Source organism: Leifsonia sp. Y862, from assembly GCF_057669585.1.
The window spans coordinates 1,862,754-1,882,016 of the sequence record NZ_JBYHFR010000001.1 but is presented as its reverse complement, the minus strand read 5'-3'; the positions used below and the strand labels follow the sequence as shown (position 1 = coordinate 1,882,016).

The following is a 19,263-nucleotide window of genomic DNA, read 5'->3' as shown; positions in this document are numbered from 1 at the left end:
CCATGGGTCTCGGAACTAGAGGTAAGAGCAAGTCGGCTGCCCGCACACGCAGGCACACGCGTCTTCGCAAGAAGATTGAGGGCACCGCGGTTCGTCCGCGCCTCGTTGTCAACCGTTCGGCTCGTCACGTATTCGTGCAGGTCGTCGACGACAGCAAGGGCATCACCCTCGCATCGGCATCAACGCTTGAAACAGACATGCGCACCTTCGATGGTGACAAGACTGCCAAGGCACACAAGGTCGGCGAGCTTGTTGCAGAGCGCGCCAAGGCTGCAGGTATCGAAGCAGTTGTATTTGACCGTGGTGGAAGCAAGTACGCGGGTCGCGTAGCTGCTATCGCCGAGGGAGCTCGAGAGGGTGGATTGAACCTGTGAGCACTACTGAACCTACTAACAAGGAGCCTGAGGTGGCTGTAGAGGCACCCGTGGAGACCGCTGCGTCGACCGCTCCCGCACAGAACGAGCCTCGTGAGGCTCGTCGCGGCGGCCGCGAGCGTAACCCGAACCGTGAGCGCGGAAGTCGCGACGCGGAGAAGAGCCAGTTCCTGGAGCGCGTTGTCACCATCAACCGTGTTTCCAAGGTGGTCAAGGGTGGTCGTCGCTTCAGCTTCACCGCTCTGGTCGTCGTCGGAGACGGTAACGGCCTGGTTGGCGTTGGATACGGTAAGGCCCGCGAGGTCCCGACCGCTATCTCCAAGGGCGTCGAGGAAGCGAAGAAGAACTTCTTCCGCGTTCCCCGCATCGGCCTGACCATTCCCCACCCCGTCCAGGGTGAGGCCGCCGCAGGCGTTGTTCTGCTTCGTCCGGCTGCTGCCGGTACCGGTGTTATCGCCGGTGGTCCGGTTCGCGCCGTACTCGAGTGTGCAGGCATCCACGACGTTCTGAGCAAGTCGCTCGGTTCGTCGAACACCATCAACATCGTGCACGCAACGGTTGAGGCCCTGCACCAGCTCGAGGAGCCGCGTGCTGTGGCTGCTCGTCGTGGCCTTGCTTATGAAGACGTGGCTCCGGCCCGCTTCCTGCGTGCCGACGCCGACGCAGCTGCTGCTGCAGCGACTGCAAAGGCAGGTGCCTAATGGCTCAGCTGAAGATTACGCAGATCAAGTCCAAAATTAGTGAGAAGCAGAACCAGCGCGACACGCTTCGCAGCCTGGGCCTGCGTCGCATTGGCGCCGTCACGATCCGCGAGGACAACTCGCAGAACCGTGGCTACGTCAATACTGTTGCTCACCTGGTGAAGGTCGAGGAGATTGACTAATGGCTGACGAGAAGGACGCTGTCAAGAAGACAGCCGACAAGCCCGCCACTGAAGTAAAGACCGCTAAGAAGGCTGCAGCTCCCAAGGCTGCCGCTGAGAAGGCACCGGCCAAGGCAGCAGCAACCAAGGCTCCGGCCAAGGCTGCCGCTGAGAAGGCACCGGCCAAGGCCGCTGCCCCCAAGAAGGCCGCCGCGAAGGCTGAGCCCGCTGAGACCCGTGAGCACGTGCTGAAGGTACACCACCTTCGCCCCGCTCCCGGAGCGAAGAAGGCTAAGCAGCGCGTTGGTCGTGGTGAGGGATCCAAGGGTAAGACCGCGGGTCGTGGCACCAAGGGCACCAAGGCCCGCTACACCGTTCGTATCGGCTTTGAGGGTGGGCAGATGCCTCTGCACATGCGCACCCCGAAGCTGCGCGGATTCAAGAACCCGTTCCGCGTTGAGTACCAGGTTGTAAACCTGGAGAAGCTGGGCGAGCTGTACCCGAAGGGTGGCGACGTAACCGTTGCCGACCTGGTAGCCAAGGGTGCTGTCCGGAACAACGAGAAGGTCAAGGTTCTCGGTAATGGAGACATTACGGTTAAGCTGAACGTTGCAGTCGACAAGGTCTCCAGCTCAGCTGAGCAGAAGATCGTCGCCGCAGGTGGCTCAATCAAGTAAGTCCTAGACGCTGGTCGAGCTTGTCGAGGGCCACCTATCGAGTCATTCGGTGGTGGATTCTCGACAAGCTCGACTAACGCAATTAACTGGAGGCCTTTGTTGTTTAGCGCCATTGCGCGGATTTTCCGCACTCCCGACCTTCGCCGGAAGATCGGATTCACCCTGGGCATTGTTGCCTTGTTCCGTCTGGGCTCGTTCATCCCTAGCCCGTTTGTGGACTTCGGCAACGTTCAGGCTTGTCTTGCAGCCAACCAAAACGCCAGCGGCCTCTATGAGCTGGTCAACCTGTTCAGCGGTGGCGCACTGCTGCAGCTCTCAGTCTTCGCGCTGGGGATCATGCCGTACATCACGGCATCGATCATCATCCAGTTGCTCCGTGTGGTTATCCCACACTTCGAGACCCTGTACAAAGAGGGTCAGAGCGGCCAGAGCACGCTCACTCAGTACACCCGTTACCTCACGATTGCTCTCGCAGTCCTGCAGTCAACGACGCTGATCACAGTTGCACGAAGCGGTGCTTTGTTCGGCACGTCGTCTAGCGCAGAGTGCTCGCAGCTCATCACCAACGACGCCTGGTACGCGATCATGCTCATGGTCATCACCATGACTGCCGGTACCGGAGTCATCATGTGGTTCGGTGAGATGATCACCGAGCGCGGCATCGGTAACGGAATGTCGCTCCTCATCTTCACGTCGATCGCCGCTCGCTTCCCCGGCTCCCTGAGCTCCATCGGACAGCAGAAGGGTTGGGACATCCTGGCGATCACGATCGCCATCGGCATCCTGATCATCTTTGCCGTGGTGTTTGTCGAGCAATCGCAGAGACGCATCCCCGTGCAATATGCCAAGCGGATGGTTGGCCGACGCACGTATGGCGGCAACAACACCTACATCCCCATCAAGGTCAACATGGCGGGCGTGATCCCGGTTATCTTCGCCTCGTCGTTGCTGTACCTGCCCGCGCTCATCGCCCAGTTCAACCAGCCGGCTGCCGGCGAAGAACCTGCTGGCTGGGTCGTGTGGGTCACCAACAACCTCACCACGGGCAATCACCCGCTGTACATGCTCATGTACTTCCTGCTGATTGTCGGGTTCACCTACTTCTACGTCGCGATCACCTTCAACCCTGAAGAGGTCGCAGACAACATGAAGAAGTACGGCGGATTCATTCCGGGCATCCGTGCCGGACGCCCCACCGCCGAATACCTCGACTACGTGTTGACCCGCGTCACCCTCCCCGGTTCCCTCTACCTCGGTATCATCGCCCTGCTGCCGCTGATCGCGTTCACCGCGATCGGTGCAGACCAGAACTTCCCGTTCGGTGGCGCCAGCATCCTGATCATCGTCGGTGTCGGTCTCGAAACGGTGAAGCAGATCGACTCGCAACTGCAACAGCGTCACTATGAAGGGTTGCTGCGATGAGCGACACCACTACCGAACGTACCAAGGCACGCGGAGCACGACTCCTGATCGTTGGCCCTCCCGGAGCCGGCAAGGGCACCCAGGCCGCTTTCATCGGCGAAGCATTCGGAATCCCGGCCATCTCGACGGGCGATATCTTCCGGTACAACATCAAGAACGAAACCCCGCTCGGACTGAAGATCAAGGCAATCGTCGATTCGGGCGACTACGTCCCCGACTCGCTCACCAATGAGATCGTGGCCGAGCGTCTTGAGCACGACGACGCGAAGAACGGTTTCCTGCTCGACGGCTACCCGCGCACGCTTGATCAGGTCACCTTCCTGAACGAGCTGCTCGAGAAGCAGGGTCGCCCGCTGGAAGCCGTCGTGCGCCTCGTCGCCGACCAGGATGAAATTGTCGGACGCCTTACCAAGCGCGCGCTCGAACAGGGCCGCGTTGACGACTCCGAAGAGGCCATCAGGCACCGCCAGGAAGTCTACGTTCGCGAGACAGAGCCCCTCATCGATGTCTACCGCACGCAGGGCTTGCTGGTTGAGGTCGATGGACTCGGCGAGATCGACGAGGTCGCAACCCGTATCCGCGAGGCACTGGCCGCGCGCGGCATCGGCTCCGCCGAATAATCTGGCGTCACGCTATCAACCTGCAAGGAAAAGTAAGTTCATGAGTCTCCGTCGTTCGATTTACAAGTCGCCGGCGCAGATGCGCCTCATGATCGCGCCGGGGCTGGCCACAGCGGCATCGCTGCAGGCCGCCCGTCGCGTGATCAAGGCCGGTGCAACGCTCCTGGAGGTCGATGCGGCCGCTGAGGCCGCGATCATCGCCCTCGGTGGTAGTTCGAATTTCAAACTGGAGCCTGGCTACAACCACACGGTGTGTGCTTCGGTCAACGAGGATGTCGTCCACGGTATCCCGACGAATCGCGTACTGGTCCCCGGCGACATCGTCTCCATTGACAGTGGGGCGATCATCGAGGGCTGGAACGGCGACGCCGCATTCACCGTCGTCGTACCGGACCCGACGCGTCCGGAGCTTGTTGCAGAACGTGAGAAGCTCTCCGATGTGACCGAGGGATCCCTCTGGGCCGGAATCGCGCGCCTCGCGACAGCACGCCACCTCAACGAGGTCGGCCATGCGATCGAGGAGTACATCGAGGACCGGGGCACCTACGGGATCCTCACCGACTATGTCGGACACGGCATCGGTCGCTCGATGCACGAAGACCCGCCCGTCTTCAACTACCGGGTGCGCCAGAAGGGGCCTGACGTGAAGCCAGGACTCGTTGTCGCCATCGAGCCGATGGTGGTACTCGGGAGCATCGATACCCACGTGCGCGAGGACGACTGGACGGTGGCGACAGACGACGGATTGGCATCCGCTCACTGGGAGCACAGCGTTGCCGTTCACAAGGATGGCATCTGGGTGCTGACCGCAGAAGACGGCGGTGCAGCAGGGCTCGCAGCATTCGGCGTGAAGCCGACCCCGCTGGCCTGACCTGCGGTAGCGCCGTTCGGCGCCGCTACTGATCCATCACCCGCACGAGCTCGTCGATGAACGACGTGAAATCGTGGGTGCGTTTGATGAGTTCCTGCACAATGGTGCGGTCTGCGAAGACTTCGACGAACTGATCGAAGATGTTCTGGAACGTTTTGCGGCCAGACTCGCTGAACGCGATGAACGCGACGACATTGACCCTGTTCTCGCCCCAAGCCATCGGCACGTCATTGACGACGATTGCGATGGACGTGCGAACGGCGCTCATAGTCATGGAGTGCGGGACGGCGAGGCTGTCCGTGAACGCCGTTGACGACATCCGCTCTCGTTCGATTGCGCCGTCGATGTAGCGCTGGTCGATGATGCCGGCCGACATCATGCGGCTCCCGAGCGCGTTGATCATGGCGATCTCGTCCGTCGCGTGGAAATTGTGTAGAAACAGTCCGGGGTCGACGAACTGGCGCAGCTCGTCCCTGATCTGCGCACGCCTGCGCTGGCGCCGCACCCGACTACCGGCCTGCCTGATCCTGTCGACGTCGCTGTCGGTCAGGAACGGTTGAACCACGATCGTGTGCTCGGACAGGACAGGGGGAACGATCGTGGTGAGCACCAGGTCGGCGTCGAGCAGCGCCCAATCGACATCGGTGCGCGTGATGATCGTGACCACGTTCAACTCGGTGCCGAGGGCTCGCTCAAGACGCTGGAGGAACACGAGGTGCATGTCGTAGTAGTTCGGGATAACGATGGCGCAACTGATGAGCTCTGTGCGCCGTGACTGCTGCTCAAGGTGGGCGCCCACATGCATCGCGATGTACGCGATCTCGTCGTCGGTAATGACCACCTGCTGCTGGCGTTGGAGTTCGCTGGCGATGTAGACCGCCAATTCGTAGGTCATCGGGTATGCAGTCTTGATCGACCTGGTCAGCGGATTGCGGGAGTACGACTTCTCCTGGGCGCGATTGATGAGGTTGCGCACGTGCATGGTGAGCCGCACGATGAAGTCCTCGTCGGCGAGGTCGATGAGGTAGGCCTCGCTCGTCTGCTGCACGATGCGGCGCACGATGGCCAGGTCGCCCGGCGACACGAAACCGTCGACCAGCGAGGTGAGCGACAGATTGTTGCCTGGCGTGATCACCCTGCTCGTCAACAGCAACGTGAGGTAGTCCAGGTCGAGCGCGCTGAGTTCAACGGCGAAGTGGGTGGTCGTCAGCACCGCGAGCCCGCTGGCCAGCGAATCGCTGGGAATGTGCGGCGCTGCGGCATCAGGCCCTGACGCCTCCGGCGCGCGTTTCGCGACCCTGTCGAGCGCGATCGCAAGGTGGAGCAGCACATTGTCCAGACCGAATTCGTTCACAAAGTAGCCCTGCGACCCGAGCAGCTCGATGAGGTCGGTCTTGAAGTCGCCGAGCGCGTCGGCGGAGAACTCCCGTTGAATGGCCTCCAGCTGCACGAGCCCCCTGGCGCTCTCCTCGCGGAACATGCGACTGAGCAGACGGCGTCGCTCGGTCTCCGGACCACTGAGCGACACCACGCCGCCGCGCCGCTCCAGCGTGAGCGCTGTGTCTGGCAGGAGGGCGCGCACCTTGGCGAGGTCGCCCTCGATCGTCGATTCGCTCACGAACAGGGTTGCGGCCAGATCGTAGACGTCGAGCCCGGTCGGCGCATCGCTGAGGCGACGCACAATGTCGTACAGCCGAGCGTGCGGGGTAGGCACGTCTGTCGACCGAGACTCCGCCGCTGCCCTGAATGCGGCGTACGCGTCGCGGTCCAGACGGTAGCCGGCGGGGCCAGACTCGATGACATCGAGCGGATGCGCCGCAGCCTTCACACTCGTGACGTAACTGCGCACGCTTCGGGGCGTCACCCCGAGGTGGTCGGCAAGCTCGCCTGCCGTGACCCAGGCGGGCGCGAGGGTCAGGTAGTCCAGCATCCGTGCGCGTCTGTCGCTCATCGCGTACAACTCCAGTGTCGTAGCTGACAGTCAATCACTTTCGCTTGGGCCCCGCCCGAAATACCAGAAGTCTTCCGGGGGTGCGGAAGGAGAACTGGTGGCGTGGACACCAGCACGTTGCGAGGATCGATGTACCTGGTGAAAGGGCGATCGATGAAGATCATGGTGGTGTGCGGTGCCGGTGCGTCGAGCACCTTCGTCGCGCTCCGTATGCGGAGGACCGCAGCCGAGCGCCACCTGGCTGTTGAGATCTCCGCCGGCACGGAGGCCAACCTCCCCGCCGCATTCGGCGACCTCGACCTCGACGTCGTGCTCGTCGGCCCACACCTCGCAGACCGCTATGACGCCATCGCGGTGAGTGCTCGTGCGAGTGGGGTGGGGATTGCCCTGCTGCCTGCGACGGCGTTCACCGCCAGGGAAGGTGCCCTGGCTCTCGACCTTGCGCTCGCCTCTGTCTGGAGCGCATCGTGACCTCAGAGGAGAGCGGCCGCACGGCTGCCTGCATATGCCTTCTCGGCAATCATCGCTATGGTGAATCACAGATTGGACGTCCGGAATGGAAAGCCACGGAATGGTTGAACGCACTGTTCGAATCGGATCAGCGCACGGGTTGCACGCCAGGCCCGCGAAGCTCTTCACCCAAGCCGCAGCCGAGTCTGGAGCATCAGTCACGATCGCCAAAGCAGAAGGAAAGCCGGTCAACGCGGCCAGCATTCTCGGTGTCATCTCACTGGGAATCGACCACGGCGACGAGGTCACCCTCGTGGTCGAGGGCGACAGCGCTGACGCGGTTCTCGACGACCTCGTTGAACTTTTGCTCACCGATCACGACGGATAGCACCAGCACTCTCGCCGGCACGGCCAGCTCACACCCGACAGTCTTAGAGGAGCTGTGATGGAACTGCGTGGAATTGGAATTGGCCAGGGCATCGTCATCGGGCCGGTGGTGCGGATGTCAGACCCGTTGCCTGAACCGAGCGACGAGCCGAGCCTCCGTACGCCGCAGGAGGAGACCGACCGCACACACGCGGCACTCTCCGCCGTCGCTGCCGACCTCAACGATCGCGGCGCTCGTGCCGGTGGCGCTGCTCAGGACGTGTTGGAAGCCCAGGCTATGATGGCCGAGGATCCCTCCCTTGCCGACGATATCGCAGCTCGGCTCTCGACGGGCAAGACCGGCGAACGTGCAGTTTTCGAGGCATTCGCCGCCTACCGCGACCTGCTCGTTGGCATGGGCGGCTACATGGCAGAGCGAGCCACTGACCTCGACGATGTCTCACAGCGCGTTGTCGCTGAGTTGGCCGGTCTGCCGGCGCCTGGCGTTCCGGACCCCGGCCACCCGTTCATCCTCGTTGCCCGTGACCTGGCGCCTGCCGATACCGCACTCCTCGACCTCGACACGGTGCTCGGGTTGATCACGATCGAGGGTGGCCCGACCTCACACACGGCCATCCTGGCCAGGGAGAAGTCGATCGTCGCCCTTGTTGGCGTGCAGGATGCCGGCAAGCTCTCCAACGGAGACAACGTCATCCTCGACGCCGCGAACGACGTCGTGGTGACCGCACCCGGTTCGGCCGAGGTGGCCGATACTGAGGCCCGAATCGCCGCTCGCGCCGCTCGTATCAACGCGCCGCTCAGCCCTGGCGCGCTTGCAGACGGAACTCCAATTCCGTTGCTGGCCAACCTCGGCTCTGCCGATGGTGCTGCCAACGCGGTTGAACTCGGTGCAGAGGGCGTCGGCCTGTTCAGGACCGAGTTCCTCTTCCTCGGCGCGACGTCAGCCCCGACGGCCCAGGAGCAGCAGGAGCAGTACACCCGCATGCTGACGAACTTCCCGGGGAAGAAAGTTGTCGTTCGTGCCCTCGACGCCGGCGCGGACAAGCCGCTGGCCTTCCTGAACGACGCCCACGAGGAGAACCCGGCCCTCGGCCTGCGGGGGCTCCGCGCCCTGCGGATCGCTGAGGGCATCCTGCGCGACCAGCTCACGGCACTGGCGAAGGCCGATGCAGAGACGGATGCCGATGTGTGGGTGATGGCGCCCATGGTGTCCACCGTCGAAGAGACACGCTATTTCGTAGCTCTTGCCCACGAACTCGGCCTGAAGACGGCCGGCGTCATGGTGGAGGTTCCCGCACTGGCACTCCTGGCCGACCGGGTACTGGCGAACGCCGACTTCGCCTCCATCGGCACCAATGACCTGACCCAGTACACCCTGGCCGCCGACCGGATGCTGGGCACCGTGGCCGCATTCCAGGACCCCTGGCACCCTGCCGTGCTCCGTCTCGTCGCAGAGGTCGGCGCCGCTGGCGCCGACCTCGGGAAGCCTGTCGGAGTCTGTGGCGAGGCTGCCGCAGATCCCCTGCTCGCCGTCGTGCTCGTCGGCCTCGGCGTGACCTCCCTCTCGATGTCGCCCCCAGCCCTCGCCGACGTGCGCGCAGAGCTGGCCAAATACTCACTGGATGAAGCTCGACGCTTCGCCAGGATCGCGCTGGACGCCGAAGACGCGGCCAGCGCGAGAGCCGCGGTGCATGCCGCATCCATCCCTTAGCTGGAAGAGAACGATCATGACAACGACGTCAGCTCACTCCGATCAGAAACCAGGCGGTTTCCGCGTGGCGGTGCAGAAATTCGGCACCTTCCTCAGCGGCATGGTGATGCCCAACATCGCGGCGTTCATCGCATGGGGTCTCATCACCGCCATCTTCATCCAAACCGGCTGGCTGGCGCAGATCTGGGGGATCCTGGTTCCCCAAATCGGCGGCTTCCCCGCCGCGGACGGCACCGAGTACGTCGGCCTGGTCGGCCCGATGATCACGTACCTGTTGCCGTTGCTCATCGCATACACCGGTGGGCGCATGATCTACGGCACCAGGGGTGGCGTGATCGCGGCGATCGCGACCATGGGCGTCATCGTCGGCAGCGGCATCCCGATGTTCATCGGCGCCATGATCATGGGACCGCTGGCCGCGTGGCTGCTGAAGAAGGTCGACGCCATCTGGGCAGGAAAGATCAAACCCGGCTTCGAAATGCTGGTCGACAATTTCGCCTCCGGCATCCTCGGCACCATCCTGGCCGTCATCGGCTTCTACGCGATCGCTCCCGCCGTTGAGTGGATCAGCAACGTGCTCTCCACCGCCGTTGACTGGCTGATCGCCGCCTCCCTGCTGCCACTGGCCAGTGTTCTCATCGAACCGGGCAAGATCCTCTTCCTGAACAACGCCATCAACCACGGTGTGCTGACACCCCTTGGTGTGCAGCAGGCGCAGGAAACCGGAAAGTCGGTTCTGTTCCTGCTGGAGGCGAACCCCGGCCCAGGCCTCGGCATCCTGCTGGCGTTCGCATTCTTCGGCGTCGGGTTGGCCAAGGCGAGTGCACCGGGCGCCATCATCATTCAGTTCTTCGGTGGCATCCACGAGATCTACTTCCCGTACGTGCTGATGAAGCCGATGATGATCCTGGCCGCGATCGCTGGCGGCATGACCGGCGTCTTCGTGAACGTGTTGTTCCAGACAGGGCTGCGGGCACCGGCGTCCCCCGGCAGTATTTTTGCGATCCTCATCCAAACGGCCCCTGACAGTTACGTCGGGGTGATTCTCTCGGTGATCGCGTCGGCGACCGTGTCGTTCCTGGTCGGCGCCGTCATCCTGCGGGCCAGCAGGAAGCGAGACCTCGCGGCAGAGGGAGCGGGCGACCTGACCGCAGCGATCGCCCAGACAGAGGCCAATAAGGGCAAGTCGAGTGCCGTGCTTGGCAACCTGACAGCGGATGCCGCTGACGGTGCCGCTGCGGCCGGCACGGCCACATCGACCACTGTCGGTGCGGGTGCAGCTGGGGCTGCTGCTGCGGGCGCTGGCGCTGTCGGTGCGGCTGCGACAGGGGCTGGATCAGCGACAGCCGTCGCCGATCATCCGCTCACGAATATCGTCTTCGCGTGTGACGCCGGCATGGGGTCAAGTGCGATGGGGGCATCCGTGTTGCGCAACAAGCTCAAGAAGGCGGGTATCGGGGGAGTGACGGTCACCAACCAGGCCATCGCCAACCTTGACGGCAACGCCGACCTGGTGATCACGCACCAGGACCTCACGCCACGGGCGAAGCAGATCTCGCCGAACTCGATCCACGTGTCGGTCGACAACTTCATGAACAGCCCGAAGTATGACGAGGTTGTGAGCCTCGTGCAGCAGACGAACACCAACGAGGGAGCGTAGCGATGAGCCAGGACATCCTGCAGCCGTCCACGATTGTTGCTGCGGGAGTGGCAACGACGCGCGACGATGCGATCCGCGAAGCCGGAGCACTACTGGAGGCGGTCGGGGCGGTGAACGACAGTTACATCCCCTCGATGCTGGAGCGAGAATCATCCGTCTCGACCTACATGGGCAATTTTCTCGCCATCCCGCACGGCACCAATGAGGCCAAGGATTCGATTCTGCGTTCCGCGCTCTCGCTGGTGCGCTACGCGGAGCCGATCGACTGGAACGGTGAACCTGTGCGGTTCGCAGTGGGCATTGCCGGCCTGAACAACGAGCACCTCGAGATCCTGGCGAAGATCGCCACCGTGTTCTCGGATGAAGACGAGGTGCAGAAGCTCATCGATGCCGCGTCGGCCGCTGAGATATACGCCCTGCTCGAGGATGTGAACGAAGAATGAAGGCCGTACATTTCGGGGCCGGCAACATCGGTCGCGGTTTCGTCGGACTTCTCCTGCATGAGGCGGGCTACGAGGTTGTCTTCGCGGATGTGAACTCCGAACTGATCAATCAGCTGGCCTCCACCGGCCACTATGAGGTCGTGGAAGCCGGCATCCCGACCACGACACAGACTGTCGACAACTTTCGGGCGCTCAACAGCGCCATCCAGGAAGAGCAACTGATCGAGGAGATCGCAACGGCCGATGTGGTGACCACCGCCGTCGGGCCGAACGTGCTTCGGTTCGTCGCGCCCGTGATCGCTGCAGGGCTGGAACGGCGGGATTCTGCTCTGCCGCCGCTGGTCATCATGGCCTGCGAGAACGCCATCAATGCCACGGATGCCCTGGCCAAACACGTCTGGGCGAATGTCGCGCCTGACGGCTGGGACGAGGTTGCCCCCAGGGCTGCATTCGCCAATACCGCCGTCGACCGGATTGTGCCGACCCAGGCGGCCCATGCCGGGCTCGACGTCACGGTCGAGGCCTTCTACGAGTGGGTCATCGAACAGGGCGCGTTCGGCGGCAACCCACCGACGATCCCCGGTGCCAGGTTCGTTGACGACCTCGAACCATACATAGAGCGCAAGCTGTTCATGGTGAACACCGGGCACGCCACGATCGCGTATTTCGGTCACATCAATGGTGCGTACAAGGTCTCTGACGCCATGGGCAAGCCAGAGGTAGCGGATGTCGTCAGGCGCGTTCTCGAGGAGACGTCGACGCTGCTGGCGTCGAAGCACGGCCTCGACGCGGAGGACCTGCGCGCCTACCGGGAGAAGATCCTGGTGCGGTTCGCGAATCCTGCCCTGCCAGACAACGTGGACAGGGTGGGCCGCGAGCCGCTCCGAAAACTGGGTCGAAACGAGCGCTTCATCAAGCCGGCCGCGGAGATCGCCGAATCCGGTACGCGGCCGACGGCACTGCTTGAGGCGATTGGCGCTGTTCTGCGCTTCGACGTCGACAGCGACCAGCAAAGCGTCGAAATGCAGCACATGCTCGCCCGGCTCTCTGCGGAAGGATTCGTGACGGAAGTGTGCGGGCTGGAGGAGGGGCATCCGCTGTTTCCCGATGTGGTGCTCGTTGTTGCGTCTGTGCAGGACAACCCGTACATCGACGCGCTGTAAAGAGGCCGCGGGGCGTTAGCTGGGAACGTGGTGAGGGATTATAGGGGCGGATTGCGAAACGGCGCATCCGTCGCATAGGATAGACCCTTGGTGTCTGGCATCTCCTTGTGGAGATGGCGTTCACCGAAGTCCACGCATGACCAGCAACCAACAACTTGAGCGACAGTGAGTAAATGGCCAAAAAAGACGGTGTCATCGAAATCGAGGGCGCAGTAGTCGAAGCTCTTCCTAACGCGATGTTTCGCGTTGAGTTGACGAACGGCCACAAAGTCCTTGCCCACATTTCGGGCAAGATGCGTCAGCACTACATCCGCATCCTCCCAGAGGACCGCGTGATTGTTGAGCTGAGCCCATACGACTTGACCCGTGGCCGGATCGTTTACCGCTACAAGTAACGGCTGCTGTAAGTAACGGCCCGCGGCATCCTGCGGGCACGAAGACAGCGAACACAAGGAATCACCATGAAGGTCAACCCCAGCGTCAAGAAGATCTGTGACAAGTGCAAGGTCATCCGCCGTAACGGCAACGTGATGGTCATCTGCGAGAACCCGCGTCACAAGCAGCGCCAGGGCTAACCGATTGTTGAGCGTGTCGATTCTCGACAGGCTCAACCGGTTTCTGGGGCTCCAGTAGCCCCGACAAGCTCAACCAGCAGTATCAAAATAGCAATTCCGGGATCCCCCAGGGGAGACACCATCGGTTGGAGGCCGATGCACAGGAGTTGTTACAGACCTCCACTCACTCACAGGAGAAGCCACAATGGCACGTCTAGCCGGCGTTGACATTCCTCGCGAAAAGCGCGTGGAAGTTGCACTGACTTACATCTTTGGTGTTGGCCGTACGAGGGCCCTCAAGACCCTCGCCGACACCGAAATCGATGGAAACATTCGCGTTAAGGATCTGACCGACGAGCAGCTCGTCGCCCTTCGCGATTACATCGAAGGAACCTTCAAGGTTGAGGGTGACCTCCGCCGTGAGGTTGCCGCTGACATCCGCCGCAAGGTCGAGATCGGTAGCTACGAGGGTATTCGCCACCGCAAGGGCCTGCCCGTCCGCGGACAGCGCACCAAGACCAACGCTCGTACTCGCAAGGGCCCGAAGCGCACCGTAGCCGGCAAGAAGAAGGCGCGCTAGGCCTCGCCTAGCCCGTCTCGCCTTTAGGATTCAGGAGAAATCATGGCAGCACCCAAGTCGGCCGTACGGAAGCCGCGTAAGAAAGAAAAGAAGAACGTTGCTGTGGGCCAGGCCCACATCAAGTCAACGTTCAACAACACAATCGTCTCGATCACAGACACCACTGGTGCTGTCATCGCGTGGGCGTCCTCAGGTGGAGTTGGCTTCAAGGGTTCACGTAAGTCGACCCCGTTCGCCGCTCAGCTTGCTGCAGAGTCTGCAGCTCGCCAGGCCCAGGAGCACGGTATGAAGAAGGTTGACGTCTTCGTCAAGGGACCGGGTTCAGGTCGCGAAACTGCGATCCGTTCACTTCAGGCCGCTGGCCTGGAGGTCGGCTCGATCAACGATGTCACCCCGCAGGCGCACAACGGTTGCCGCCCGCCGAAGCGTCGCCGCGTTTAATTCCTTTCGTTGACCGGGTGGGCCCTTTCGAGGGTCTGCCCGTTCAGCACGAGAAGCTCGATTCCCAGCCTCTGGCTGGGGGTCGGGCTTTGATCACAACTTAAAACCTCGCTACAGAAGTGTCATATAGCGGACACTTAGCCGAAAGGAATCAATAGTGCTTATTGCACAGCGTCCAACGCTCACCGAAGAGAACATTTCGGAGTTCCGTTCACGGTTCGTCATCGAGCCGCTGGAACCTGGTTTCGGATACACCCTCGGTAACTCGCTTCGCCGCACCCTGCTTTCCTCGATCCCCGGCGCTGCTGTCACCAGCATCCGTATCGATGGTGTGCTGCACGAGTTCAGCACCGTTCCCGGTGTGAAGGAAGATGTCACCGAGATCATCCTGAACATCAAGGGTCTCGTCGTCTCCAGCGAGCACGATGAGCCCATCACCGCGTACCTGCGCAAGCAGGGTGCCGGCCAGGTCACGGCTGCAGACATCTCGGCTCCGGCCGGTGTCGAAATCCACAACCCTGAACTGGTTATCGCAACCCTCAACGACAAGGCCAAGTTCGAACTTGAACTGACCATTGAGCGTGGACGTGGATATGTTTCCGCGACCCAGAACCGTGCAGAGTACGCAGAGGCTGGCCAGATTCCGGTCGACTCGATCTACTCGCCCGTGCTCAAGGTGACCTACCGCGTCGAGGCAACTCGTGCCGGTGAGCGCACTGACTTCGATCGCCTCGTCGTTGACGTTGAGACCAAGTCGGCTATCACTCCCCGTGACGCCATCGCATCCGCCGGTCGTACGCTGACCGAGCTGTTCGGTCTGGCTCGCGAGTTGAACACTGCTGCTGAAGGCATTGAGATCGGCCCAGCGCCGGTTGATGCTGTGCTGTCGAACGAACTGTCGATTCCGATTGAGGACCTCGACCTGTCCGTCCGCTCGTACAACTGCCTCAAGCGCGAGGGAATCAACAACGTCAGCGAACTGGTCGCCCTTTCGGAGACTCAGCTCATGAATATCCGCAACTTCGGTCAGAAGTCAGTGGATGAAGTCAAAGACAAGCTCGTTGAGCTGGGTCTGTCGCTGAAGGATTCAGTTCCTGGCTTCGACGGCGCCCACTTCTACAGCGGTTACGACGAAGAGACCGTCTAAGGCCTGTCGTTCCCGACTGCCTTTTGATACTGGAGAAAACCAAAAATGCCTACACCCACTAAGGGACCCCGCCTCGGCGGTGGACCGGCGCACGAGCGCCTCATGCTTGCCAACCTGGCAGCTGCCCTGTTCACACACAAGTCGATCAAGACGACTGAGACGAAGGCCAAGCGCCTCCGTCCGGTCGCTGAGCGTCTGATCACGTTTGCAAAGCAGGGCGACCTGCACGCTCGCCGTCGCGTTCTCGCCACCATTGGTGACAAGAGCGTCGTACACGAGCTGTTCACGGAGATCGCACCGCTGGTCGCTGAGCGTGAGGGCGGCTACACCCGCATCACCAAGCTTGGTTTCCGTAAGGGAGACAACGCTTCGATGGTGCAGATCGAGCTCGTTCTCGAGCCCGTCAACCCGAAGCCGAAGAAGAACAAGGCTGCAGCTGCTGAGAAGCCCGCTGCCGCTGAGGTCGTCGAAGAAGCTCCCGCAGCCGAAGATGCTGAGGTAGTTGAGGCTGAGGTTGCTGACGCACCCGAGGCTGACGCTGCAGAGGCATCCGCTGAGGAAGCCAAGTAGTCTTCACCGCTTGAATTGAGGGGCCCGACTTCGGTCGGGCCCCTTTTTTGTGCGCCGGGGGCAGAGCTGCGTCGTGTCGTGTCGTGTCGTGCGCAGTGTCGCGAATACAGGAACGGATGCCTGAAAGCGGTCGTTCTGTCCTGTTTTCGCTTACAGATGGCCGATTCATCCTGTTTTCGCGACGGGTGCCAGCCCTGCGAGGCAGCGGCAAGCGCCGGCGCTAGTGCTTCGGCTTCAGGATCAGCCGGTTGGGGCCAGGCTGCTGGGCAGGCGGAAGTTCATCCAGGCGCTGCAGTGCGGCCTGGACGCAGTCCGCGTAGATGTGCCCGCCAGTTGGTCCTGGGTGGATGTTGTCATCGGCCAGAACATCGGTGTGCGGTGCGATCGCGCTTGACCAGTCGGCCAGTTCGATGCGCGAGGACCGCGCGGCGAAGTCGGCCAGCGTCTCGTTCACGCCGGGCGTCCACGTGCGCTCAGCGAAGGCGTTGACCATGATCAGCTGCCGGTCTGGTCCGATGGCAGAGCGGATGTCGACGAGGTCTTCCGGCTCGATGGGGCCATTCGTGCCGAGGCCGATCACCACGACGGGGCGCAGCTGTCCTGCCTGTTCGAGGCCCGCCAGGATCTCGGGCGCGGCCCGCATGCCGCGCGAAACGGCTGCGTCGATGACGATGCCGGGGAACTCCTCCTGGAGTTCAGGTGCAGAGGCCAGCATCACCGAGTCGCCGACTGCGGTGATCCGTTCGCCAGCCGGGGGAGCGGTTGCCTCAGGCGATGGTACGGCTGTGGGGGCCAGCCCCGACGCGCCAGGTGCGCCGCTCGCCGAGGAATCGGCAGCGGTACCCGAAGCCGGAGCCGGAGCGGCAGGTGCCGCTGCGTCCGCTGCCGCTGCCGCCTCCGCGTCTGCCTGTGCGGCCGCCAGTGCCTGCTGGCCGCGCTCGATCACGGCTTCCGCGCTGCTGCTGGTGGGTGCAGAGACGACGGCAGCCGTCGTTCCGAGGCCGAGCACCACGACGGCAGCCATGCCGGCCAGCACGACCTGGCGCTGTACGCGCGAGCCGCGGAGTCGGGCGCGCAGGCGGCTCAGGGCGCCGCGGTAGCCGAGTCGGCGAATGGGCTGCTCAACCCACCGATACGAGGCCTCAGCGGCGAGCAGGGTGAGAATCAGGGTGACAACGCCGATGGCGATGACTCGGCCGGCGGCATCCGCTGGTGTCGTGGTCGGCCAGGCGAGCTGCACGAGCACGAGAACCGGCCAGTGCCAGAGGTAGATGCCGTATGAACGGATGCCGATGGCGCGAAGCGGCGGAAGGTCGAGCAGCTGGCCGAAGCGGCCGCCTTGCACGGCGGCCCAGATCGCCACGGCGGTGAGCACGCAGGCCAGCACGAGGCCGCCCCGGTAGGTGAAGATGCCGTCGGAGGTGAGCACGACAGACAACACCCCAAGGCCGAGCAGGGCGCCGAGACCGATCAGCGGGCGGGCGCGCGCCAGCTGGCCGTGCGGCATGGCAGGGCGGCCGAGCAGCAGTGCGAGAGCCGCGCCGATAGCCAGGCCGAAGCTGTGGGTGTCCGAACCGAAGTAGACGCGGGTGGCATCGGCGCCCGGCTCCACCAGCACGCCCATCCAGACGGCGGATGCCGCGGCAAGCACGAGAACGATGGCCAGGCGAATGCCCGGTCGTCGAATCAGCAGCAGCGCGGTGAGTAGCAGTGGCCAGATGAGGTAGAACTGCTCCTCGACGGCAAGCGACCAGAGGTTGCGGAACAGCTCTGGCTGGTCGGCGGCGAAGTAGCTGGCGTTGCTTGCAATCGAGATCCAGTTGTAGCTGAAGGTGAACGCACCGATCAGCTGGCGACCGAGCGCGATGAGCACATCACCGCCGATCAGGAAGGCGGCGCTTGCACACACCAGAATGAGTGGCACCAGCGGCGGAACGAGGCGACGGAGACGGCGCTGCCAGAAGCGCGGCAGCGAGATATGGCCGGTTCTGGTTCGCTCTGTGAGCAACAGCCAGGTGATGAGGAAGCCGCTGATGACGAAGAAGACATCGACCCCGACGAAGCCGCCTGGCAGCAGCGCAGGGAAGAAGTGGTAGAGCAGTACGCCAGTCACAGCGAGGGCGCGAAGCCCGTCGAGGCCGGCAAGTCGACGTGGCCCGCCAACTGCGAGAGCTGTGCCAAGGGGGCGAGTCGGAGTGGGGTAAGCGCGTTTCATAACAATGTGGGCTCGAGCCCGGCCTCAACGATAACCCACCCCCGAGAGCACCGTTGCTGGGTGTGCGCTGAACGCGACCGCCGCATAAACTACCGTGGTGACACTCCCAGCCCTCTCCGACGCTTTCGCGGGACCACCGGCCACGGAGAACGCCGGGCTCACCCGGATGCGGTTGGACATCGCCTACGACGGCACGCTCTTCAACGGCTGGGCGAAGCAGCCAGACCAGCGCACCGTCCAGGGCGAAATCGAGGGCGCACTCGCCACGATTCTCCGACGACACCCGCCGACCCCACAGCTGTCCGTCGCAGGCAGAACGGATGCCGGCGTGCACGCACTCGGCCAGGTCGTACACCTCGACCTCACCGACGAGCAAGCAGCCGCGCTGGTCAGGCAGAAACGTGGCCTCGGCAAGCCCAAGCCGCCGCTGACCCTGGCCGCTGCCCTGAAGAAGCGACTGTCAGGCATCCTGAACAGCCAGCCGGACATCATCATCAGGAACGTCTCCATCGCGCCCGTCGGCTTCGATGCCCGCTTCTCCGCGGTCTGGCGTCAGTACGAGTACCGCATCGCCGACACGGAATCGTTCCGCGACCCGCTGCAACGGCTGCGCACCACGTGGTACCACGGCACGTTAGACGTCGAATTGATGGATGCCGCTGCCGCATCCATGGTCGGCCTGCACGACTTCGCGTCGTACTGCAAGCCGCGGCCAGGAGCCACCACCATCCGCACGCTGCAGGACTTCACCTGGCGCCGTGACTCAGACGGCGTCCTGGTGGGCTCGCTCCGCGCCGATGCTTTCTGCCACAGCATGGTGCGTGCCCTCGTCGGCGCAACCGTCTCTGTGGGGGAGGGCAAGCTCGACGGTGAACACCTCGCCGACCTGCGCGTGGATCGGGCACGCACCAGCGAGTTCAAGGTCATGCAGGCCCGCGGCCTCACGCTGATGCAGGTCGGATATCCCGAAGACGTCGAACTCGCCATCCGTGCGGTCGAGACCAGGGCGCGGCGCGCACTGCCCGCTGCGTAGTCGGTTCACTGCGCCACAGGATTGTGCATCGGGCCTCAATCGGCTAGCATGGACCCTTGGTGTCTGTGCGTTGCAGCCAGGCACACGAACGTGAGCCCTCCATCGATCGTGTTCTTCTTCTAGAACACACCC

General features: G+C 63.0%; 22 protein-coding genes. 20 read left to right on the top strand and 2 right to left on the bottom strand.

The window, feature by feature from the left end:
- Positions 1 to 2: 2 nt before the first annotated feature.
- From rplR to map, 7 genes are all read left to right on the top strand, one after another.
- Complete coding sequence (rplR, locus tag AC25Z0_RS08915; RefSeq protein WP_488120596.1) at positions 3 to 374, top strand: 50S ribosomal protein L18; 372 nt, start codon at positions 3 to 5, stop codon at positions 372 to 374.
- 32 nt (positions 375 to 406) lie between these two features.
- Positions 407 to 1,075, top strand: coding sequence for a 30S ribosomal protein S5 (gene rpsE / locus AC25Z0_RS08910; RefSeq protein WP_488132933.1), 669 nt, complete (start codon positions 407 to 409; stop codon positions 1,073 to 1,075).
- Positions 1,075 to 1,257 (top strand): 50S ribosomal protein L30, encoded by a 183-nt coding sequence (gene rpmD, locus AC25Z0_RS08905; protein ID WP_066597599.1) that lies wholly within the window; start codon positions 1,075 to 1,077, stop codon positions 1,255 to 1,257. The genes rpsE and rpmD overlap by 1 nt, the downstream gene beginning before the upstream one ends.
- Positions 1,257 to 1,913 carry a 50S ribosomal protein L15 gene (rplO, locus tag AC25Z0_RS08900; RefSeq protein ID WP_488132932.1) on the top strand — a complete coding sequence of 219 codons (657 nt, stop codon included), beginning with the start codon at positions 1,257 to 1,259 and terminating at the stop codon, positions 1,911 to 1,913. The genes rpmD and rplO overlap by 1 nt, the downstream gene beginning before the upstream one ends.
- A 99-nt stretch (positions 1,914 to 2,012) precedes the next feature.
- Positions 2,013 to 3,335 carry a preprotein translocase subunit SecY gene (secY, locus tag AC25Z0_RS08895; protein ID WP_488120599.1) on the top strand — a complete coding sequence of 441 codons (1,323 nt, stop codon included), beginning with the start codon at positions 2,013 to 2,015 and terminating at the stop codon, positions 3,333 to 3,335.
- Positions 3,332 to 3,955, top strand: a complete 624-nt coding sequence (locus AC25Z0_RS08890) for an adenylate kinase (protein WP_488132931.1) — start codon at positions 3,332 to 3,334, stop codon at positions 3,953 to 3,955. Before secY ends, AC25Z0_RS08890 begins: the two co-directional genes overlap by 4 nt.
- A gap of 40 nt (positions 3,956 to 3,995) precedes the next feature.
- Positions 3,996 to 4,826, top strand: coding sequence for a type I methionyl aminopeptidase (gene map / locus AC25Z0_RS08885; RefSeq protein ID WP_488132930.1), 831 nt, complete (start codon positions 3,996 to 3,998; stop codon positions 4,824 to 4,826).
- A gap of 25 nt (positions 4,827 to 4,851) precedes the next feature.
- Here map and AC25Z0_RS08880 read toward each other — a convergent pair whose 3' ends face one another.
- Complete coding sequence (locus AC25Z0_RS08880; protein ID WP_488132929.1) at positions 4,852 to 6,777, bottom strand: BglG family transcription antiterminator; 1,926 nt, start codon at positions 6,775 to 6,777, stop codon at positions 4,852 to 4,854.
- A 102-nt stretch (positions 6,778 to 6,879) separates the two neighbouring features.
- Between AC25Z0_RS08880 and AC25Z0_RS08875 the strand changes: the two genes are divergently transcribed.
- The 12 genes from AC25Z0_RS08875 to rplQ all read left to right on the top strand — a co-directional run bounded on the left by AC25Z0_RS08875 (position 6,880) and on the right by rplQ (position 15,883).
- The gene (locus AC25Z0_RS08875; RefSeq protein ID WP_488132928.1) at positions 6,880 to 7,248 is read left to right on the top strand and encodes a PTS sugar transporter; all 369 of its coding nucleotides are present in this window, start codon (positions 6,880 to 6,882) and stop codon (positions 7,246 to 7,248) included.
- Positions 7,249 to 7,348: 100 nt separating this feature from the next.
- Positions 7,349 to 7,615 carry an HPr family phosphocarrier protein gene (locus AC25Z0_RS08870; RefSeq protein ID WP_488120604.1) on the top strand — a complete coding sequence of 89 codons (267 nt, stop codon included), beginning with the start codon at positions 7,349 to 7,351 and terminating at the stop codon, positions 7,613 to 7,615.
- Positions 7,616 to 7,672: 57 nt separating this feature from the next.
- Entirely contained in the window at positions 7,673 to 9,325 is a 1,653-nt protein-coding gene (gene ptsP, locus AC25Z0_RS08865) for a phosphoenolpyruvate--protein phosphotransferase (protein ID WP_488132927.1), read from the top strand.
- A gap of 16 nt (positions 9,326 to 9,341) precedes the next feature.
- Positions 9,342 to 10,985 carry a PTS mannitol transporter subunit IIBC gene (locus AC25Z0_RS08860; RefSeq protein WP_488132926.1) on the top strand — a complete coding sequence of 548 codons (1,644 nt, stop codon included), beginning with the start codon at positions 9,342 to 9,344 and terminating at the stop codon, positions 10,983 to 10,985.
- Between the two features lie 2 nt (positions 10,986 to 10,987).
- Positions 10,988 to 11,428, top strand: coding sequence for a PTS mannitol transporter subunit IIA (locus AC25Z0_RS08855; protein ID WP_488120607.1), 441 nt, complete (start codon positions 10,988 to 10,990; stop codon positions 11,426 to 11,428).
- Positions 11,425 to 12,591: a mannitol-1-phosphate 5-dehydrogenase gene (locus AC25Z0_RS08850; RefSeq protein WP_488132925.1), complete on the top strand. Its 1,167-nt coding sequence runs from the start codon at positions 11,425 to 11,427 to the stop codon at positions 12,589 to 12,591. Before AC25Z0_RS08855 ends, AC25Z0_RS08850 begins: the two co-directional genes overlap by 4 nt.
- A 173-nt stretch (positions 12,592 to 12,764) precedes the next feature.
- Positions 12,765 to 12,986 carry a translation initiation factor IF-1 gene (infA, locus tag AC25Z0_RS08845; protein WP_022883252.1) on the top strand — a complete coding sequence of 74 codons (222 nt, stop codon included), beginning with the start codon at positions 12,765 to 12,767 and terminating at the stop codon, positions 12,984 to 12,986.
- Positions 12,987 to 13,052: 66 nt separating this feature from the next.
- Positions 13,053 to 13,166 carry a 50S ribosomal protein L36 gene (gene rpmJ, locus AC25Z0_RS08840; protein WP_022883251.1) on the top strand — a complete coding sequence of 38 codons (114 nt, stop codon included), beginning with the start codon at positions 13,053 to 13,055 and terminating at the stop codon, positions 13,164 to 13,166.
- A gap of 184 nt (positions 13,167 to 13,350) precedes the next feature.
- On the top strand, positions 13,351 to 13,725 hold the full coding sequence (gene rpsM / locus AC25Z0_RS08835; protein ID WP_488120609.1) for a 30S ribosomal protein S13: 375 nt from the start codon (positions 13,351 to 13,353) through the stop codon (positions 13,723 to 13,725).
- A 42-nt stretch (positions 13,726 to 13,767) separates the two neighbouring features.
- Entirely contained in the window at positions 13,768 to 14,166 is a 399-nt protein-coding gene (rpsK, locus tag AC25Z0_RS08830; protein WP_488120610.1) for a 30S ribosomal protein S11, read from the top strand.
- A 157-nt stretch (positions 14,167 to 14,323) separates the two neighbouring features.
- On the top strand, positions 14,324 to 15,313 hold the full coding sequence (locus tag AC25Z0_RS08825) for a DNA-directed RNA polymerase subunit alpha (RefSeq protein ID WP_488120611.1): 990 nt from the start codon (positions 14,324 to 14,326) through the stop codon (positions 15,311 to 15,313).
- Positions 15,314 to 15,358: 45 nt separating this feature from the next.
- Positions 15,359 to 15,883, top strand: a complete 525-nt coding sequence (gene rplQ / locus AC25Z0_RS08820; RefSeq protein WP_488132924.1) for a 50S ribosomal protein L17 — start codon at positions 15,359 to 15,361, stop codon at positions 15,881 to 15,883.
- 220 nt (positions 15,884 to 16,103) lie between these two features.
- Here the strand turns inward: rplQ and AC25Z0_RS08815 are convergent, their stop codons facing one another.
- Positions 16,104 to 18,098, bottom strand: coding sequence for an acyltransferase family protein (locus AC25Z0_RS08815; RefSeq protein ID WP_488132923.1), 1,995 nt, complete (start codon positions 18,096 to 18,098; stop codon positions 16,104 to 16,106).
- 166 nt (positions 18,099 to 18,264) lie between these two features.
- On the opposite strand from AC25Z0_RS08815, the gene truA reads away from it, so the two are divergent.
- A complete protein-coding gene (gene truA, locus AC25Z0_RS08810) occupies positions 18,265 to 19,131 on the top strand; it encodes a tRNA pseudouridine(38-40) synthase TruA (RefSeq protein WP_488133129.1) in 867 nt (288 codons plus the stop codon).
- Positions 19,132 to 19,263 lie beyond the last annotated feature (132 nt).

Bases quoted from the DNA above. Each gene is read 5' to 3' on its own strand.
- AC25Z0_RS08870 (WP_488120604.1), top strand. From the start codon at position 7,349: ATGGTTGAACGCACTGTTCGAATCGGATCAGCGCACGGGTTGCACGCC.
- AC25Z0_RS08850 (WP_488132925.1), top strand. From the start codon at position 11,425: ATGAAGGCCGTACATTTCGGGGCCGGCAACATCGGTCGCGGTTTCGTC.
- rpmD (WP_066597599.1), top strand. From the start codon at position 1,075: ATGGCTCAGCTGAAGATTACGCAGATCAAGTCCAAAATTAGTGAGAAG.
- AC25Z0_RS08860 (WP_488132926.1), top strand. From the start codon at position 9,342: ATGACAACGACGTCAGCTCACTCCGATCAGAAACCAGGCGGTTTCCGC.
- rplR (WP_488120596.1), top strand. From the start codon at position 3: ATGGGTCTCGGAACTAGAGGTAAGAGCAAGTCGGCTGCCCGCACACGC.
- rplQ (WP_488132924.1), top strand. From the start codon at position 15,359: ATGCCTACACCCACTAAGGGACCCCGCCTCGGCGGTGGACCGGCGCAC.
- map (WP_488132930.1), top strand. From the start codon at position 3,996: ATGAGTCTCCGTCGTTCGATTTACAAGTCGCCGGCGCAGATGCGCCTC.
- AC25Z0_RS08880 (WP_488132929.1), bottom strand. From the start codon at position 6,777: ATGAGCGACAGACGCGCACGGATGCTGGACTACCTGACCCTCGCGCCC.
- ptsP (WP_488132927.1), top strand. From the start codon at position 7,673: ATGGAACTGCGTGGAATTGGAATTGGCCAGGGCATCGTCATCGGGCCG.
- infA (WP_022883252.1), top strand. From the start codon at position 12,765: ATGGCCAAAAAAGACGGTGTCATCGAAATCGAGGGCGCAGTAGTCGAA.
- truA (WP_488133129.1), top strand. From the start codon at position 18,265: ATGCGGTTGGACATCGCCTACGACGGCACGCTCTTCAACGGCTGGGCG.
- AC25Z0_RS08815 (WP_488132923.1), bottom strand. From the start codon at position 18,098: ATGAAACGCGCTTACCCCACTCCGACTCGCCCCCTTGGCACAGCTCTC.
- rpmJ (WP_022883251.1), top strand. From the start codon at position 13,053: ATGAAGGTCAACCCCAGCGTCAAGAAGATCTGTGACAAGTGCAAGGTC.
- rpsM (WP_488120609.1), top strand. From the start codon at position 13,351: ATGGCACGTCTAGCCGGCGTTGACATTCCTCGCGAAAAGCGCGTGGAA.
- AC25Z0_RS08890 (WP_488132931.1), top strand. From the start codon at position 3,332: ATGAGCGACACCACTACCGAACGTACCAAGGCACGCGGAGCACGACTC.
- AC25Z0_RS08855 (WP_488120607.1), top strand. From the start codon at position 10,988: ATGAGCCAGGACATCCTGCAGCCGTCCACGATTGTTGCTGCGGGAGTG.
- rpsK (WP_488120610.1), top strand. From the start codon at position 13,768: ATGGCAGCACCCAAGTCGGCCGTACGGAAGCCGCGTAAGAAAGAAAAG.
- rplO (WP_488132932.1), top strand. From the start codon at position 1,257: ATGGCTGACGAGAAGGACGCTGTCAAGAAGACAGCCGACAAGCCCGCC.